Genomic DNA, 15,131 nt, shown 5'->3' on the forward strand with positions numbered 1-15,131 from the left:
TATCAAAAATAGGGGGATGGTGTCAATCATTTGATACTAAGAAATCGCAAAGCTACCTAGATAGCTGTTAGTTCGTAACCCCTAAAAATGATTGAAAAACCTCATTTCCTAAAAGCCGCCCTGTTTTAGTTAAATATATATTATCTTTTTTTACTTCTATCCATTTTTTAGCAATCAAATCAGAAATCTCATTTTCAAATATTTCCAGTGGGTCAATATCAAATTTTCCGATGAAACGGGATATAGATACTCCATCTGTTTTTCGCAGACCTAAAAACATTTCTTCTTCTATTTGTTCTGCTTTTGAAGTTTGGTGCTCCTGAAAGATAGGGATGTTCCCGTTATCAATTAGTTCCATATATTTTTTCAATGGTCCTGCATTCGAGCGTCTCCAGCCATTCACATAGCTGTGAGCACCTGCACCGAACCCATAATAGGAATCGTTATTCCAGTATGTTAGGTTATGTTTGCTTTCATAGCCAGGCTTTGAAAAATTACTAATTTCATACTGATTATATCCGTGCTTTTCCATTTGCTCCATAAGCAGTTCATACATTGCTGCTTCCGTATCCTCTCCCGGTGTAGGGAGTTTGCCTTTTTGCATAAGATTGTAAAAAACTGTCTTAGGTTCAATAATTAACGAATAGGCCGAATAATGTTGAATGTCTAATGTAAAAGCTTGAGTCAATGACTCTTTAAAGTCAGTAATGGTTTGGGTCGGCAGGCTGAAGATTAAGTCAATGCTAATATTTTTGAAGCCAATAGACTTTGCATTCTCTACTGTTTGGTAAACATCTTTTGCACGATGGACACGACCAATTTTCTTTAATAATTCATCATTAAAGGTTTGAACACCAAGACTAAGGCGGTTTACACCTGCATCTTTTAATATTTGTAACTTTTCTTTTGTTAAATCACCTGGATTTGCTTCAAAAGTAAATTCAACATTTCTACTCATCGGTAAGTTCCGGGTTATACTTTCGCAAAACCGTTCAAGCTGCTTTTCATTTAGGGAGGTCGGTGTCCCACCGCCCACAAAAATGGTTTGCATTTTGTCAGTTGGATATTTGTTTAATGTTAGGACCATTTCTTGCTCAAGTGCCTGCAAATATTCATCCACTGGCTGCCCTTTAAGAAATACTTTATTAAAATCACAGTAATGGCAAATATGCTCACAAAAGGGTATATGGAGATAAGCAGCATTAATCATACTTTCACCTTCCTGGAAAAGCGGAAGCGCCTTCGGAACAAGCACAGCTTGTTCCTGCGGAGTTAATCTAAGGAGCTTTCCTTAGTGTCCAGGGGCGACAGGCATAAGACGAGCCGGCGGGAAGGTTGTTCTTTAACCTTTCTGACGGATTGACTTAGACCTTAGAGCCCCTAGGCGCTGCAGCTAGACATTTTTTTCTTGTAAAAAAGAGGCTGGATTTCGCCTATAAATAGACATCCCAACCTCCCGTTTCATTTTTTATTTTTTTGTATTGTTATCATCCATTTTTAGGACAGCCATGAAGGCTTCTTGTGGGACCTCGACAGAACCAACCTGTTTCATCCGTTTTTTACCTTCTTTTTGTTTCTCGAGCAGCTTTCGTTTACGAGAGATATCTCCCCCATAACATTTAGCCAATACGTTTTTACCCATGGATTTAATGGTTGAACGAGCAACAATTTTTTGACCAATAGCGGCTTGGACAGGAACTTCGAATTGCTGCCTTGGGATTAATTCCTTTAGCTTCTCAACAATGACTTTGCCGCGTTCGTAGGCAAAATCTTTATGAACGATAAAGCTTAAGGCATCCACCTTTTCAGCGTTTAACAATATATCCATCTTAACCAAGCTAGACGGTTTGTAGCCAATTAATACATAATCAAATGATGCATAGCCTCGGGTGCTAGATTTAAGTTGATCAAAGAAATCATAAACAATTTCTGCTAACGGAATTTCATAGATGATGCTTACACGGTTTTCACCTTGGTATTCCATATTCATAAAAATACCACGCTTTTGCTGACACAGCTCCATAATCGCACCGACATATTCATTTGGAGCCATCATCGTTGCTTTTACGTAAGGCTCTTCAACATGATCAATTTTCTGTGGATCCGGAAGATTTGAAGGGTTATCCACTTTTATTTGAGTGCCATTTGTCATGTGTACATCATAGATAACACTCGGAGCGGTTGTAATCAAATCAATCTTGAATTCACGCTCAATACGCTCTTGGATGATTTCCATATGAAGAAGTCCTAAGAACCCACAGCGAAAACCAAAGCCAAGTGCTTGAGAAGTTTCAGGCTCGAATTGAAGTGCAGAATCATTTAACTGAAGCTTCTCTAATGCTTCCCGTAAATCATTAAACCTTGCTGTATCGATTGGATAAAGCCCACAATACACCATTGGGTTTAATTTACGATATCCAGGCAGAGGTTCGGTTGCTCCATTTTTTGCGTTTGTAATCGTATCACCGACACGAGTATCCCCTACATTTTTAATAGATGCAGTCAAGAATCCAACGTCCCCAACAGTTAGCTCGTCTAGAAGCAATGATTTTGGTGTGAATACCCCTACTTCATTCACTTCAAATTCTGCACCTGTCGCCATCATTTTAATTTTATCGCCCACTTTTACGCTTCCTTCGACAACTCGAATGTAGGCCACTACACCACGATAGGCATCGTAAAGGGAATCAAAAATTAGTGCTTTTAATGGAGCATCAGGGTCACCAGTCGGAGCAGGAACTGTTTTTACTACCTGTTCGAGAATGTCTTCAATCCCAATACCTGCTTTAGCAGATGCTAACACTGCTTCAGAAGCATCAAGACCAATAACCTCTTCGATTTCATTACGGACTCTTTCAGGCTCAGCACTTGGTAGATCGATTTTATTAATAACCGGTAAGATTTCAAGATTATTATCTAGTGCAAGGTAAACGTTCGCCAAGGTTTGTGCTTCAATCCCTTGTGCTGCGTCAACGACTAAAACAGCACCTTCACAAGCAGCAAGTGAACGAGAAACCTCATAGGTAAAATCGACGTGTCCAGGTGTATCAATGAGATGGAAGGTGTACTCTTCACCATCTTTTGCTTTGTATTTTAATTGCACGGCATTTAATTTTATTGTAATTCCGCGTTCTCTTTCTAAATCCATCGAATCTAAAAGCTGAGCCTTCATTTCACGGGAAGTTAATGCATTCGTTTTTTCTAAAATACGGTCAGCTAATGTTGATTTCCCATGGTCAATATGGGCAATAATCGAGAAATTTCTTATCTTTGATTGTCTTTTTAGTTTTTCTTCTCTGTTCATGTATTTCACTCCTACTATAACTCGCACAAGTACACTATTTTTGATTATATCAGTAGAATAATCAAGATTCAATGACAATAAAAATAGCGGCATCCACAATAGGTACCGCCAGCAATTATTATTCAGTTATAAGATTAATAAGTTTTTCCGAAGCATTGGAAACACCTTCAGAAATCTTCTTTCCCATTGAGGAAAATAGATTAAAGGCACTTATTTCCTCTAGCTTCTTTTTCTTTTCATCAATGTCGTGGCTCGATATCTCATTTCCCAAAAAAGTTGCCTTAACATGCTCACCATTGTCATCTAATGCAACAGCATTTTGAAAGTTCGGGTCATCATAGCCCTTCATTTTATGAATACCGTCATTAGCTAATTGCATTCCGGCTAACACCGAAATGAACATAAGCGCCACTATACAAAAAAATTTCAGCATGAACATTTTCATATGACATGCTCCTTTACTTCTATTGTTTATCCGATGATTGTTCTACATCATAATTTACTTTCTCTGCCTGCCAGAAGTATTCACTAAACACATCTGCAAGTGCATCAGCTGAACGGTTTAACTCTTCGAAGGTATTATCAACACCGCCAAATTCAATTAATAAAGCATTTTCAGAGAGATTTTGATTGTAAACTCCATTTGAGCCAGCGTCTTTTTTCATCAAGACTCCCCAACTAATTCCTTTGTATTTTTCTTGTAATAAATTATGGAGGTCCGTTGCTAATTTTAGATTTTTTTCATAATTAGGGTTTTTTCCACCGACGACAAAAACTAACTGTGCATAGGCCTGTCCATTAATAATAGGCGTTGTTTTATCTTTGCGTCTGGCATCTCGATGGATATCAATTAAATAGTGAATATCACTGTTTGTTGCCAGTGTTTCCCGAACCAATTCACCTGATTTTGAATACGCACCAGCCATTTCTACAGACCCCATTACGTCAGATTTATCAATGGATGTACCAATTCCTCTCGCCTCTAAACCAGCTTTTAATTGATCACCAATTTTAGTGACATTCAACTGTGAATGATAAGCAAGGTTAGGATCGGTTACCCCCTGTAAATAGGGTAAATAGGACTCGCGATTATGAGTAAAGTAGAGATGTACTGCCTTTTTATCACCTGTTGTGAGCTGCGGCTTTGATGGTGATCCGTTTTCCGTACCTTCATCAATTCCCTCTAAATTTTGCAGGGAAGCCTCGCGCTCCGCTTTCATTATTTCTATTGGCGGTGCAGACTCCATTGGCATATTGGTATAATTCGAACCTTCACCAGCAACTACGATTTTTCCATCAAATTGAAAAAATCCGGGAAGCTCCCTGCCTAAAAGACTTCGTGGGTCATTTAAATTAATATTGCTTGAAAGCTTAAAAATTAAGTTGGTTAATTTGGGGCTCGCTGTTAAATTATCTTCTATGGATAGAAAATGATGATTCTCCCAAGCCATTAGTTGATAGAGCATTTTCCCATTCACTTGATTTGCAGCTGTATTAACAGATGCTGACATAGGTCTAAACTGGGGCTTTAACGATGTTAAAAGCCCACTGATGGAAAACACCAATAACATAAACAATAAGATAAAAGAGGTTACTTTTATTAGATTCGTCCCTTGCACTGTCAAAAACAATCCGGAATTCCTAGTAGATTTCATGGTTCCACCTCTCAATTTGATTCTAGTAAATACTTATGACATTACTAGAATTGCTAGAACCATTATTCGCAATTGTGAGGTGGTCACTGAACATCATCTTGTATAGTAGCCTGCATTTCCTTGATCAACATTGCTGTGGAGAGCCGCATTCAAACCGCTCGCAATCAGGTTAGCCATATCTTCAATAAAAACATCCACTTCCTTAGGGGTTACCATTAAATTGTGTCCTAAAGGGGAGAGGACCTCATATATTAATTTACGTTTTTCTTCCTCTTCTAATGTCCCAATCATCCCTAGGAAAGTCTGACGATGCTTGTCTTCTGGAAGGTCATCATCAGTAAGTTTTTTTCGCTTTCCAAATGTCATACCTGCTGGTGCGAGTGCCTTTGAAGGACGATTCCCTTCCTTTAGCTCCTTCCCAAAATGCTTGAGGATATAATCAATCGTGTCACTTGTAATCGAAACAGCGTCAACAACGGTCGGAACACCAATAGCGATGACCGGAACTCCTAATGTTTCTTTACTTAATTCTTTTCTTTTATTACCTACTCCAGATCCTGGGTGTATACCTGTATCAGAAACTTGTATGGTAGAATTAACCCTTTCAATCGATCTTGCTGCTAATGCGTCTATAGCAATGACAAAATCAGGCTTTGTTTTTTCCACTACTCCGAAGATGATATCGCTGGTTTCAATTCCGGTTAATCCCATAACGCCTGGAACTAAGGAACTAACTGGACGATAGCCTTCCTCTACATGTTCTGGCTGCAATTCGAATAAGTGCCTGGTGATTAATAGGTTCTCACAAACCATTGGGCCAAGTGCATCAGGAGTAACATTCCAATTTCCTAGACCCACAACGAGGCAAGAGGCATCTTTTTTGATACCAGTTCCTTCTAAGAAATGTCCAAATTCTTTTGCAAAAATTTCCTCAACCTTTTGTTGTAATGGGGTATCCTGCTGTCTTATCCCTTGTACTTCGAGAGTTAAATAGCGTCCTGTTTTTTTACCGAGTTGTTTTGCTCCTGCTTCAGTAACCTCAACTAACGAGATTTTTATATCGTCTATATCTTTTTCTTTTATAATGACACCTTCAATTTGGGAGAGGTTCGCCTCTTGGTTTACTGTCCCTTCTTTACCAGCAATGACCATTTCTCTTGCTTCAATCGCTAAATCCGTTCTAATTGAGTACTTGCTTAAGTCGATATCGTTGTTCAAGTTCTCCTGCATTTTAAATCGCTCCCATCCATAATTTCTAACTAGAAACTATTTCCTATTTTTGCCCCTTTTCCGTTAAAACATTCAAGTTTATTCTTATATGTAAATAATCTAGTATTGCAATAATGGGTTGGGTTTGATAAAATATCTTTTGTTCTGATTAATTGTGAATGAAGGTAAAGTCGAGTTCATATAATCTCGATTCTTTGTAGGAGGTGAATATAATGCCTAACATTAAATCTGCTATTAAGCGTGTAAAAACAAGCGAAGCTCGTAATGCTCAAAATACAACTGCAAAGTCTGCAATGCGTACTGCTGTGAAAAAAGTAGAAGCTGCTGTTGCTACTAACGACGGTGCTGCTGCTAAAGAAGTATTCGCCGCTGCTGCTAGTAAATTAGACAAGGCTGCTGCTAAAGGACTTATCCATAAAAATGCTGCTGCCCGTAAAAAATCACGTCTTGCTAAAAAAGCTAACTCTTTATAAGAAAAGCGGAAGGCGCCCGTAATCGTCGACAAGCAGAAGACGACCCGTCTGGAAGGTTGCTCTTTAACCTTCCAGACGGATTGGCTTCTGACCTCGAGCTGATGGCGCCTGGAGCTAGACAATAATAAGAGAACGCAAAAACGATTCCCAATTGGAATCGTTTTTTTGTTTTATCGTTTTATTTTAAACAGTAACATTTCAATTAGTAATGACTTATTCATCCCGCCAGTTTTCATCTGGTGGTCTGCATTTGCAAGCATCGTCATTAGATTGGTCAATTCTTCATCCGTAAATTTATTGGCTTGCCCTGCAGCCAGCTTTACTCGGAAGGGATGAGTTTTCAAAAAACCAGCGATTTGCTGTTGCCCATAACCTCTCCGCGAGAGCTCTTTTACTTGATATATTAACCTGAATTGCCCAGCAAGCAATGCTAATATTTTTATCGGTTCCTCATTTTGTTTTAACAAATCATAATAAATTCTAAGAGCATCCTCAGGCTTTCGTTGAACAACCTTTTCAATAAGCGTAAAAATATTTTGTTCAAGTGATCTTGAAACTAACCTCTCAACCATTGCCGCATCAATTTGTTTTTCCTCTGCTGCATATAACGCTAATTTATCAACTTCGTTGGTAATCATAAACATATTGGTTCCCACTAAAGTAATTAACAGATCAAGCGCCTCAGGGTCAAAGACAATGCCATTAAGCTTTGCTCTTTCTTTCACCCAATTTTTTAAATCATGTTCATTTAATTTTTTAGCCTCTACGGTAACGGCCGTTCTCTTTAATTCTTTGGTAACTTTTTTTCGTTCATCCAGCTTTTCATAAGGTGCTGAGATAACGATGACAGTATAGGGTGCTGGTTCTTTTAGATACGCTTCAAGCCGTGCGAGATTATGGTCGATTTTTTCTTTTGACTTTTCAGCCGTTAAGAATTTAGGATTATGTATAAAAATCACTTTCTTCTCACCTAGAAAAGGGAAGGTTTCTGCATCTTCTAGAGCAGTTTCAATAGGTGTTTCATCTAAATCATAAGCAGTAAAATTAAAATCCTTCTCTTCCTCATCTAAAACCTGATTAAGCAGCAATTGTTTTGTTTCATTGATTAAAAATGCTTCTGTACCATATAATAAATAAATGGGAGCAATTTCCCGTTGTTTAATTTGTTTCCAAATATCTAGTACCATTATCCAAGCTCCCTTTCAATTCACGTTCCATTATCTATCGTAATGAAGCTTGGACAATTTGACAAGTGTTAAAAGGGAATTGACGCTTTTCTTAAAAAGCGCCAATTCCCGATCTATAATGAACGCCTGCAATCAAAAACCTAGGATTATTTAATTGCTTGGCGGAGTTCCTTGTGTAAATTTAGTGTCACCTTTTTGGATTAAAGTATTTGTGTCAACTCTTGTCAATATAGGAAGTAGATATTCAAAGCATGCTGGATTTTTTAAATAAAATCACTTATACTATAATGTGAAATAGGAGGGGTATATTGTGAATGAATTTGAAAAGAATGTGCAAAGTAAACGCAACGACGCAATTGATTCTGGTGTAGGCTTTATCGTTTCTTTTGGTTTTTTTGCTACAATGTTTATTATTGCAACAGTTATTAAAATTATCGGATCCTAATGCAATGCTACATAATGAATGGCTAGAGGCTGCAATCCTTGCAGTCTCTTTTATGTTTTTGCGATGAGCTATTGCTTTATCTTATGTAAAATGGAAGAAAAGGTTCCACTCTCGTGATAAAACCTGTAGGTAATTGCCCCATGGATATCAGTCCTAAATATAGTTGTATTCGATAGTTGTTCTAACACTTCGCTATGAGGATGACCATAGCGATTTCTCTCACCAACAGAAATTAAGGAAATAGATGGTTTAATATTGTTGACAAATATCTCACTGCTTGAAGTTTTACTGCCATGATGACCAGCCTTTAAGACATCAATATTCAAATTGGGGTGTTTTTTTATTATCCTTTCTTCCCCCTCTTGATCAAGATCACCACCAAAAAACCATTTAAGCCCTCCAATGTTTGCCATAATCGCGATAGATCCACTATTCCGCTCACCTTGATAATTTTTTTCAGGGCTTAAAATATAAAATTGGCCTTTTTTATTTTTCCATCGACTCCCTTCAGCAACCTTTACCACTTGAATTCCTTTTTTATTCGCCTCCTGAATGATTTCTAATTCTGTTTTTGAAGGTTCAGCAACAGAGGGCATTATGATCTGTTTTACTTCGATTTCTTTCAAAATAGAAAAAGTTCCACCAATATGATCACTATCACCATGAGTAAGAATCAGTTTATCTAATTTTGTAATTCCCTTTCCCTTTAAAAAAGGGACTACTACATCTCTCCCAACTTCAAATGGTTTTTCAGACTTTTTCCATTCTTCCTCTTCAAATCGAATCGTTCCGCCCGTATCAATTAAATAGGTACCATGACCAAATGGGTAATGGATTAAAATACTATCACCTTGCCCGACATCAATCATTGTGACTTCCCCAAACGGATTTACCCAATTCCAAACGTTCTGAAACGTAAATAAGACAATCGCTAAAAGTATGACCTTTTGCTGCCTTTTTTGCTGTAAACCTGCTTCCCATAATAAAAAAATAATGTGGATAATCAGCAAATATATAATAAAGTTTAGCCAATTGGGTCTTCCTGTAACGAGCTGTGCAAAAGATATGTCTGCAAGTTGGTCAATTAGACCATTGGCTAAGGTAATGATTTTCATAAATAAATTGATTAGAATGGACGGAGTATTATCAAAAACAAGCTGAATAAAAAACAAGAGATATAAACCAGGGAGAAAAACAAACGAAAAGAGCGGGATATATAGGAGATTGGCTGCAACACTAATAAAGGAAATTTCAAAAAAATGGTACAGTAATATCGGAAGCGCTGCGAGTTGAGCAATAATGGATGTGACAACCATCGCCGAAATAATTAGTGGATACCGAGGTAGAATGCTGGAGGAAGATAAAATAATGGCAAAGCTAACAGAAAATGATAGCTGAAATCCTGCATCTAATATAATCAGCGGAGTAAAAAATACATAAATCATTAGTGTGAGACTAATGGCATCAACCGGTGAAAGTTTTAATTGTTTCTTCCATCTTAAAATAAATAAAACAAGGAACAGCATTAGCACTGCCCGAATAACGGATGGTGAAGTACCGGTTAATATGGCATATATCGGCAAAATAACAAGAAGAAAATCCATCATGAACTGCCTAGTCAACCCGATCCTAATTCCTAAATAAAATACCATTCCGATTAATAAGGAAACATGAAGGCCAGATATTGCCAGTAAATGAACAATGCCTGTCCTTTGATAATCCATTAAAATATCTGGGTTAAACATACTCCTATCCCCAAATATTAAAGCAGCTGAAAGGGCAGCAATTTCAGGTGGAAAGCTTTTTTCGAGGTAATGTATGCCTTTAAAACGTAATTCTTTAATCTTGGTTAAGGGAGTTGATTTAACTACAGAACATTTCTTTAAGGGATGATTCTCTATTTCGACAATCTTATAAACTTGTTTACTGGCTAAGTATTTACTGTAGTTAAAAGCATTCGGATTTTTGGCAATAGAGGGATCTGTTAATTGTCCTGTTACTTGACATAAACGCCCATAAAAGTTGGTGTCTTTTAGTTCCTCTTTCTCTTCCTCAGATTTGATTTTATAGCGTATTAATAGCTTTTCTTTATTCTTTCTATCCAGTGCCGTAACCTGGAGCAAATCACCATCAACCTTTGTGTTCTCTGTATATTGTAGATAAAAGGTCGATATGCTATCTGACAGTTTAGTTTTATTATTTGTTACGGCATGTTGACCGGTGAGAAAAAAAGTAATAAAAATGCAGATAACGAATACCAGCTGAGAGTTTGTAAACTTCTTATATCTGTAAAGGAGAAAAAGGTAAATGATGGTAAAAAGAAAGAACGAAAGAAAAGAGAATAGGGAGGTTGATACACCGAATAACGCAGCGATCGCAAAGTAAAAATATTTATCATTCATAGAGTTCTCCATTTTTTAGGGGAGTATTTAACGCCGGGAGACCGGCGCTATTTTTGGGGATTATTGATTTAATTTACGTAAATCAATGACTGATTCTTTTAATTCTACCTTTTCAGTCTTTACTTTTGCTTGATGAAATAACTCCACTGCGTGTGGATGATTCTTATAATCCTCTGCATAATAAACTGTTTTAATCCCAGCTTGGATAATTGCTTTACAACACTGCAGGCATGGAAAATGAGTTACATAAATTTCAGCTTCAGCTGTAGGTACACCAAATTTAGCACATTGTAAAAGGGCATTCATTTCTGCATGAATCGTCCTTACGCAATGATTATCTATAACATAACAGCCTTTATCGATACAATGGTCTCCACCAGCAATTGAACCATTATAACCACCTGCAATGATTCTCTTATCTCTGACAATCGTTGCTCCCACTGTTAGCCGCATGCATGTACTTCTTAATGCCAGCAAATGGCTTTGAGCCATAAAATATTGATCCCATGAAATGCGCTCCACTTTCTCCACTCCTCCAAATTTCGATTTATTTCTTCCTTAAGTGTAATATTAGAGACTTTAAAAGGTCAATTAAATTTCTTATTGAACAGAAATTAAGTCTTTCAGCTTTTCGAATGTTTTGTCACCAATCCCGCTTATATTTTTCAAATCTTCAATACTCTTAAACGGGCCATTGGTTTCCCTATATTCTATAATGGCTGCTGCTTTTGAAGGACCAATTCCCGAAAGTCTTTGTAATTCACTTTCATCTGCTTTATTCAAGTTCATTTTCCCTTGTTTAGCGCCTCCAGTGTCCGAAGGATTACCAGTAATACCTGCTGGGATATTTCCTTCCTCTCCCATAGCAGGGATATAAATAACCATTGCATCCTGAACATGCTCTGCAAAATTCACCTTGCTTTCATCGGCGTTTTCCGTTAAACCTCCGGCACGCTGAATAACATCTATCACCCTTTCTCCTTGACTAGATGAATATACACCTGGCATTTTTACCTGACCCTTTACATCGACAATAATGCTTTCAGTTGCTTGTATTTGGTTTTGTTGTGGTTGGGTATCCTTAACGTCCGTTATTTCTGGCGGGACCATATTTTCTACATTACTTATTGAAGATTTGCTTTCTTCGAAGAAATAAAAAATGGCTCCAAAAGCGATTATAGCAGTAATAATGACATAAATCTTATGCTCATACATCCAGTCCTTCAAAATGAATCCATCCTTTCAATTGGTATATTTCACTATCGAATTTCATATTGTTATTAGAGAATCTGCATGCGAAGGAGGGTCGGAATAATGAAAATTGGTATCATTGGTACCGGTAATATGGGGACAATTTTGGTCGAGGCTTTAATCGATGGAAAAGCAGTTTCCCCTTCTTCAATGGTTATAACAAATAGAACAAAAACCAAAGCGATGCTGCTTAAAGATAAATATAAGAATTTAAGGGTTGGGGAAAATGCGGCAGAAGTGGCATCTCAATCCGATTTGGTGTTTATTTGTGTGAAACCACTGGATGTATTTAAAATTATCAATGAGATTAATCCACATTTGAATAATAGAAAATGTATCATTTCGATCACAAGTCCTATCGATACAAATCAACTCGAAGAAAAAACAGCCTGTTCGGTAATCAGAGTTATTCCGAGCATTACAAATCGAGCATTAGCGGGAGTTTCTCTGATAACGTATGGTGAACATTGCAGTGAAAATTGGAAAACAAAAGTGGAGAGTTTATTTGCGAAGATTTCGGTACCTGTAAAAATTGATGAGAAAATAACAAGAGTGGCATCTGATATTGTTAGTTGTGGTCCAGCATTTTTCAGTTATCTTCTGCAGCGTTTTATCCTTGCCGCGGTAAAAGAAACTGAAATCGATCAAGAAACGGCTACAGTAATGGCAAGTGAAATGATTGTTGGTCTCGGGGAGTTAATAAAACAAGGGCATTATACATTGCCTTCATTACAAGAAAAAGTTTGTGTTAAGGGTGGTATCACAGGTGAGGGCATTAAAGTGATGGAGGAAGAGCTTGGAGACCTCTTTGAACATATTCTTCAAGCAACACATACTAAGTTTAATGAAGACCTAGAAAAGGTTAATTTGCAGTTCTATAAACATTAATTCGCTAAGATAATACAAATTCCTTTATTTTTTTCAAAAAAAAGCCATCTTTTTTAAAAAGAAGGCTTTTTTCTTGCAATGAAAAATATTCTTTCTGATTGTTCTTGCGGCTCTTTATTATCGAAATCGGCACTAATCTCCAGCAATTCAAAACCAGCTTGTTCTAACCATGCTAAATACTGTTGAACAGGGTACGTCCTTTGATAATGAAGCTCATCAAAACGATCATATTTTCCAGTCTGTTCATCGAAAACAAAAAAGCTTAATTCATGTTCTACACTATTTGGTAAATCACCAGCAAAGCTATTCCAAATGTAGGATAAATGATCGTCTGCTAACGTAAAGCTTTGATTGATAAAAAGCTGAGAAATTTTATAAATTGAGTGGACATCAAAAAAGAATATGCCGCTATCTTTTAGATGACTATAGACACAGGTAAAAGTCTGTCTCACGTCTTCATCAGATTGCAAGTAATTTAAGGAATCACAAAAAATCCCGATAATATCAAATTCCTCGTGTCCTTCTAAACTTGCCATGTCCTGCTCAAAAAAAGGAATAAGCAATCCTTCTTCCTGTGCTTTTGCCTGTGCGACCGCAAGCATATCGGCAGATAAATCTACACCAGTAACAGAAAAGTCCTCCTTAGCAAAACGAACGGAGAGCTCTCCTGTACCACACGCCAAATCAAGTAGATTTTTACCATCTACTTGATATTTATCCAATTTTCCCTTAACAAATCTTACCCATGCATCATATGGAGCGTCTTGCATTAGCTCATCATAAAGATAGGCAAACTGCTCATAGCTCATGTTGTTAACTCACTGCGAATATCCTCTAACGGTGCATCGCCCCATAAGCGTTCTAACTTGTAGTAGCTTCTTTCATCTCGATGGAATACATGCGCAACCACATCACCAAGATCAATTAAGATCCATGTAGCTTCATCAAAGCCTTCCATTCTTCTCACATTATATCCTTTTTCTTCTGCTTTTTCTTTAATTTCTCTTGCAATCGCCTGGACCTGTTTGTCAGAGTTTCCGTGACAAATAATAAAATAATCGGCAATTAAGGAGATTCCCTGCATATTGAGTGCTAGAATATCTTCAGCTCTTTTGTCATCTGCAGCCTTTACTGCAATTTTTAATAATTCTTGATTAGACATTAATCAATCCTCCTGTCTCATTACGAGATCATTATATGTTTGGAAGCTGTCCGGATAAACCGGTTGATTCTTTTTCAGTAAGAATAGGATTGTATTTTTAACCGCTTGTATTAATGCGGTGTCCAAATCCACCTTTGCTAAGGCTCTAACCTCATCGACCCCAGGAAAATGGCGACCTGGTTCAATATAATCTGCTAAATAGATTACTTTTTCCAGCAGGGTCATTCCTGATCTTCCTGAAGTATGATAGCGGATTGCCTCCAATACTTCCTTATCCTTAATTCCTGCTTCCATTTCCACTAAATAGGCTCCTGCAGGTGCATGCCACAACTCTGAATTATATTCGAGTAAATTCTGAGGAAATTTTTGCGACAAAATGATTTGTTTCAATTCATCCTTAGGACGAAATTTTGCATAGTCATGAAAGATTGCCGCTGCTTCTGCTTTTTTTTCATCTGCACCGTATTGTTTAGCTAAAGCTATAGCAGTTTCCATGACACCCAATGTATGCTGATATCTATGGTCAGTCAACTGTTCTTTTACAATTTTTAATGCCTCTTCACGTTCCATATAAGTGGTTCTCCCTAATAAAATCGATGACCGGATCAGGTAATAAATAGCGAACCGTCATGCCTGATTGTACTCTCTCTCTTATCATACTTGACGAAACATCAAATGCTGGTACATCTACATAAGTGATAGGATAATCTGTTTTTATACTGTATTCCGGTCTTTCCACACCAACAAAATTGACGAGCTTAATCAGTTCATCAATTTTATGCCATTTAGGCAGGTATTCTATCATATCAGCACCGATGATGAAGTGAAATTGATGATCTGGATATCGATCATTTAATATCTTCATGGTATCGACAGTAAAAGATGGACCCGATCTCTCAAGCTCATTTTTTTCGATTTTAAATGCCGGATTTCCTTTGATAGAAAGCTCAAGCATTTGTAACCGATCTAGATTTTCAACTGAGTCCGATTTCTTTTTATGAGGAGGCTCTTGGTTTGGCATAAACCAAATTTCATCAAGATTAAGTTTGGAGAGTACCTCATTAGCAATTAACAAATGACCATAATGAGGCGGGTCAAATGTCCCTCCTAAAATCCCAACCTTTGTCATGATGA

15 protein-coding genes and 1 pseudogene are annotated in these 15,131 nt (G+C 37.3%); 3 read left to right on the forward strand and 13 right to left on the reverse strand.

The window, feature by feature from the left end:
• Positions 1 to 67: 67 nt before the first annotated feature.
• The 5 genes from hemW to gpr form a co-directional block, all read right to left on the reverse strand.
• Positions 68 to 1,210 carry a radical SAM family heme chaperone HemW gene (hemW, locus tag TR08_RS09640; protein ID WP_045517887.1) on the reverse strand — a complete coding sequence of 381 codons (1,143 nt, stop codon included), beginning with the start codon at positions 1,208 to 1,210 and terminating at the stop codon, positions 68 to 70.
• Between the two features lie 258 nt (positions 1,211 to 1,468).
• Positions 1,469 to 3,304, reverse strand: a complete 1,836-nt coding sequence (gene lepA / locus TR08_RS09645; protein ID WP_045517751.1) for a translation elongation factor 4 — start codon at positions 3,302 to 3,304, stop codon at positions 1,469 to 1,471.
• Positions 3,305 to 3,422: 118 nt separating this feature from the next.
• Positions 3,423 to 3,749 carry a DUF3679 domain-containing protein gene (locus TR08_RS09650; RefSeq protein WP_045517753.1) on the reverse strand — a complete coding sequence of 109 codons (327 nt, stop codon included), beginning with the start codon at positions 3,747 to 3,749 and terminating at the stop codon, positions 3,423 to 3,425.
• 19 nt (positions 3,750 to 3,768) lie between these two features.
• Positions 3,769 to 4,959: a stage II sporulation protein P gene (gene spoIIP / locus TR08_RS09655; protein ID WP_045517755.1), complete on the reverse strand. Its 1,191-nt coding sequence runs from the start codon at positions 4,957 to 4,959 to the stop codon at positions 3,769 to 3,771.
• A 93-nt stretch (positions 4,960 to 5,052) separates the two neighbouring features.
• Positions 5,053 to 6,189 carry a GPR endopeptidase gene (gpr, locus tag TR08_RS09660; protein ID WP_045517761.1) on the reverse strand — a complete coding sequence of 379 codons (1,137 nt, stop codon included), beginning with the start codon at positions 6,187 to 6,189 and terminating at the stop codon, positions 5,053 to 5,055.
• 212 nt (positions 6,190 to 6,401) lie between these two features.
• Here gpr and rpsT point away from each other — a divergent pair, with 212 nt between their 5' ends.
• Positions 6,402 to 6,662 carry a 30S ribosomal protein S20 gene (rpsT, locus tag TR08_RS09665; protein WP_045517762.1) on the forward strand — a complete coding sequence of 87 codons (261 nt, stop codon included), beginning with the start codon at positions 6,402 to 6,404 and terminating at the stop codon, positions 6,660 to 6,662.
• 170 nt (positions 6,663 to 6,832) lie between these two features.
• Here rpsT and holA read toward each other — a convergent pair whose 3' ends face one another.
• The gene (holA, locus tag TR08_RS09670; protein ID WP_045517764.1) at positions 6,833 to 7,849 is read right to left on the reverse strand and encodes a DNA polymerase III subunit delta; all 1,017 of its coding nucleotides are present in this window, start codon (positions 7,847 to 7,849) and stop codon (positions 6,833 to 6,835) included.
• Positions 7,850 to 8,159: 310 nt separating this feature from the next.
• On the opposite strand from holA, the gene TR08_RS30910 reads away from it, so the two are divergent.
• Positions 8,160 to 8,294 carry a YqzM family protein gene (locus TR08_RS30910; protein ID WP_045517769.1) on the forward strand — a complete coding sequence of 45 codons (135 nt, stop codon included), beginning with the start codon at positions 8,160 to 8,162 and terminating at the stop codon, positions 8,292 to 8,294.
• Positions 8,295 to 8,362: 68 nt separating this feature from the next.
• Here TR08_RS30910 and TR08_RS09680 read toward each other — a convergent pair whose 3' ends face one another.
• The 3 genes and pseudogenes from TR08_RS09680 to TR08_RS09690 all read right to left on the reverse strand — a co-directional run bounded on the left by TR08_RS09680 (position 8,363) and on the right by TR08_RS09690 (position 11,923).
• Positions 8,363 to 10,696 (reverse strand): DNA internalization-related competence protein ComEC/Rec2, encoded by a 2,334-nt coding sequence (locus TR08_RS09680; protein WP_045517772.1) that lies wholly within the window; start codon positions 10,694 to 10,696, stop codon positions 8,363 to 8,365.
• Between the two features lie 75 nt (positions 10,697 to 10,771).
• Positions 10,772 to 11,218 (reverse strand): annotated as a pseudogene (locus TR08_RS09685) (ComE operon protein 2); the annotation flags it as partial.
• 78 nt (positions 11,219 to 11,296) lie between these two features.
• Positions 11,297 to 11,923 carry a helix-hairpin-helix domain-containing protein gene (locus tag TR08_RS09690; protein WP_052427401.1) on the reverse strand — a complete coding sequence of 209 codons (627 nt, stop codon included), beginning with the start codon at positions 11,921 to 11,923 and terminating at the stop codon, positions 11,297 to 11,299.
• An 87-nt stretch (positions 11,924 to 12,010) separates the two neighbouring features.
• Between TR08_RS09690 and comER the strand changes: the two genes are divergently transcribed.
• The gene (comER, locus tag TR08_RS09695) at positions 12,011 to 12,835 is read left to right on the forward strand and encodes a late competence protein ComER (protein ID WP_045517776.1); all 825 of its coding nucleotides are present in this window, start codon (positions 12,011 to 12,013) and stop codon (positions 12,833 to 12,835) included.
• Positions 12,836 to 12,888: 53 nt separating this feature from the next.
• Here the strand turns inward: comER and TR08_RS09700 are convergent, their stop codons facing one another.
• The 4 genes from TR08_RS09700 to TR08_RS09715 are packed head-to-tail and all read right to left on the reverse strand — an operon-like array spanning position 12,889 to position 15,126.
• Positions 12,889 to 13,644, reverse strand: coding sequence for a class I SAM-dependent DNA methyltransferase (locus TR08_RS09700; RefSeq protein ID WP_045517778.1), 756 nt, complete (start codon positions 13,642 to 13,644; stop codon positions 12,889 to 12,891).
• Positions 13,641 to 13,997: a ribosome silencing factor gene (rsfS, locus tag TR08_RS09705; protein ID WP_045517780.1), complete on the reverse strand. Its 357-nt coding sequence runs from the start codon at positions 13,995 to 13,997 to the stop codon at positions 13,641 to 13,643. Before rsfS ends, TR08_RS09700 begins: the two co-directional genes overlap by 4 nt.
• 3 nt (positions 13,998 to 14,000) lie before the next feature.
• Entirely contained in the window at positions 14,001 to 14,567 is a 567-nt protein-coding gene (yqeK, locus tag TR08_RS09710) for a bis(5'-nucleosyl)-tetraphosphatase (symmetrical) YqeK (protein WP_045517781.1), read from the reverse strand.
• Complete coding sequence (locus tag TR08_RS09715; RefSeq protein ID WP_045517782.1) at positions 14,557 to 15,126, reverse strand: nicotinate-nucleotide adenylyltransferase; 570 nt, start codon at positions 15,124 to 15,126, stop codon at positions 14,557 to 14,559. The genes yqeK and TR08_RS09715 overlap by 11 nt, the downstream gene beginning before the upstream one ends.
• Positions 15,127 to 15,131 lie beyond the last annotated feature (5 nt).

The sequence above is a fragment of the Neobacillus niacini genome, from assembly GCF_000759675.1.
Classification (GTDB): Bacteria; Bacillota; Bacilli; order Bacillales; family Cytobacillaceae; genus Neobacillus; species Neobacillus niacini_A.

What these genes read in the sequence shown, in the direction of transcription:
- hemW (WP_045517887.1), bottom strand. Translation starts at nt 1,210, where the DNA reads ATGATTAATGCTGCTTATCTCCATATACCCTTTTGTGAGCATATTTGC.
- lepA (WP_045517751.1), bottom strand. Translation starts at nt 3,304, where the DNA reads ATGAACAGAGAAGAAAAACTAAAAAGACAATCAAAGATAAGAAATTTC.
- TR08_RS09650 (WP_045517753.1), bottom strand. Translation starts at nt 3,749, where the DNA reads ATGAAAATGTTCATGCTGAAATTTTTTTGTATAGTGGCGCTTATGTTC.
- spoIIP (WP_045517755.1), bottom strand. Translation starts at nt 4,959, where the DNA reads ATGAAATCTACTAGGAATTCCGGATTGTTTTTGACAGTGCAAGGGACG.
- gpr (WP_045517761.1), bottom strand. Translation starts at nt 6,189, where the DNA reads ATGCAGGAGAACTTGAACAACGATATCGACTTAAGCAAGTACTCAATT.
- rpsT (WP_045517762.1), top strand. Translation starts at nt 6,402, where the DNA reads ATGCCTAACATTAAATCTGCTATTAAGCGTGTAAAAACAAGCGAAGCT.
- holA (WP_045517764.1), bottom strand. Translation starts at nt 7,849, where the DNA reads ATGGTACTAGATATTTGGAAACAAATTAAACAACGGGAAATTGCTCCC.
- TR08_RS09680 (WP_045517772.1), bottom strand. Translation starts at nt 10,696, where the DNA reads ATGAATGATAAATATTTTTACTTTGCGATCGCTGCGTTATTCGGTGTA.
- comER (WP_045517776.1), top strand. Translation starts at nt 12,011, where the DNA reads ATGAAAATTGGTATCATTGGTACCGGTAATATGGGGACAATTTTGGTC.
- TR08_RS09700 (WP_045517778.1), bottom strand. Translation starts at nt 13,644, where the DNA reads ATGAGCTATGAGCAGTTTGCCTATCTTTATGATGAGCTAATGCAAGAC.
- rsfS (WP_045517780.1), bottom strand. Translation starts at nt 13,997, where the DNA reads ATGTCTAATCAAGAATTATTAAAAATTGCAGTAAAGGCTGCAGATGAC.
- yqeK (WP_045517781.1), bottom strand. Translation starts at nt 14,567, where the DNA reads ATGGAACGTGAAGAGGCATTAAAAATTGTAAAAGAACAGTTGACTGAC.
- TR08_RS09715 (WP_045517782.1), bottom strand. Translation starts at nt 15,126, where the DNA reads ATGACAAAGGTTGGGATTTTAGGAGGGACATTTGACCCGCCTCATTAT.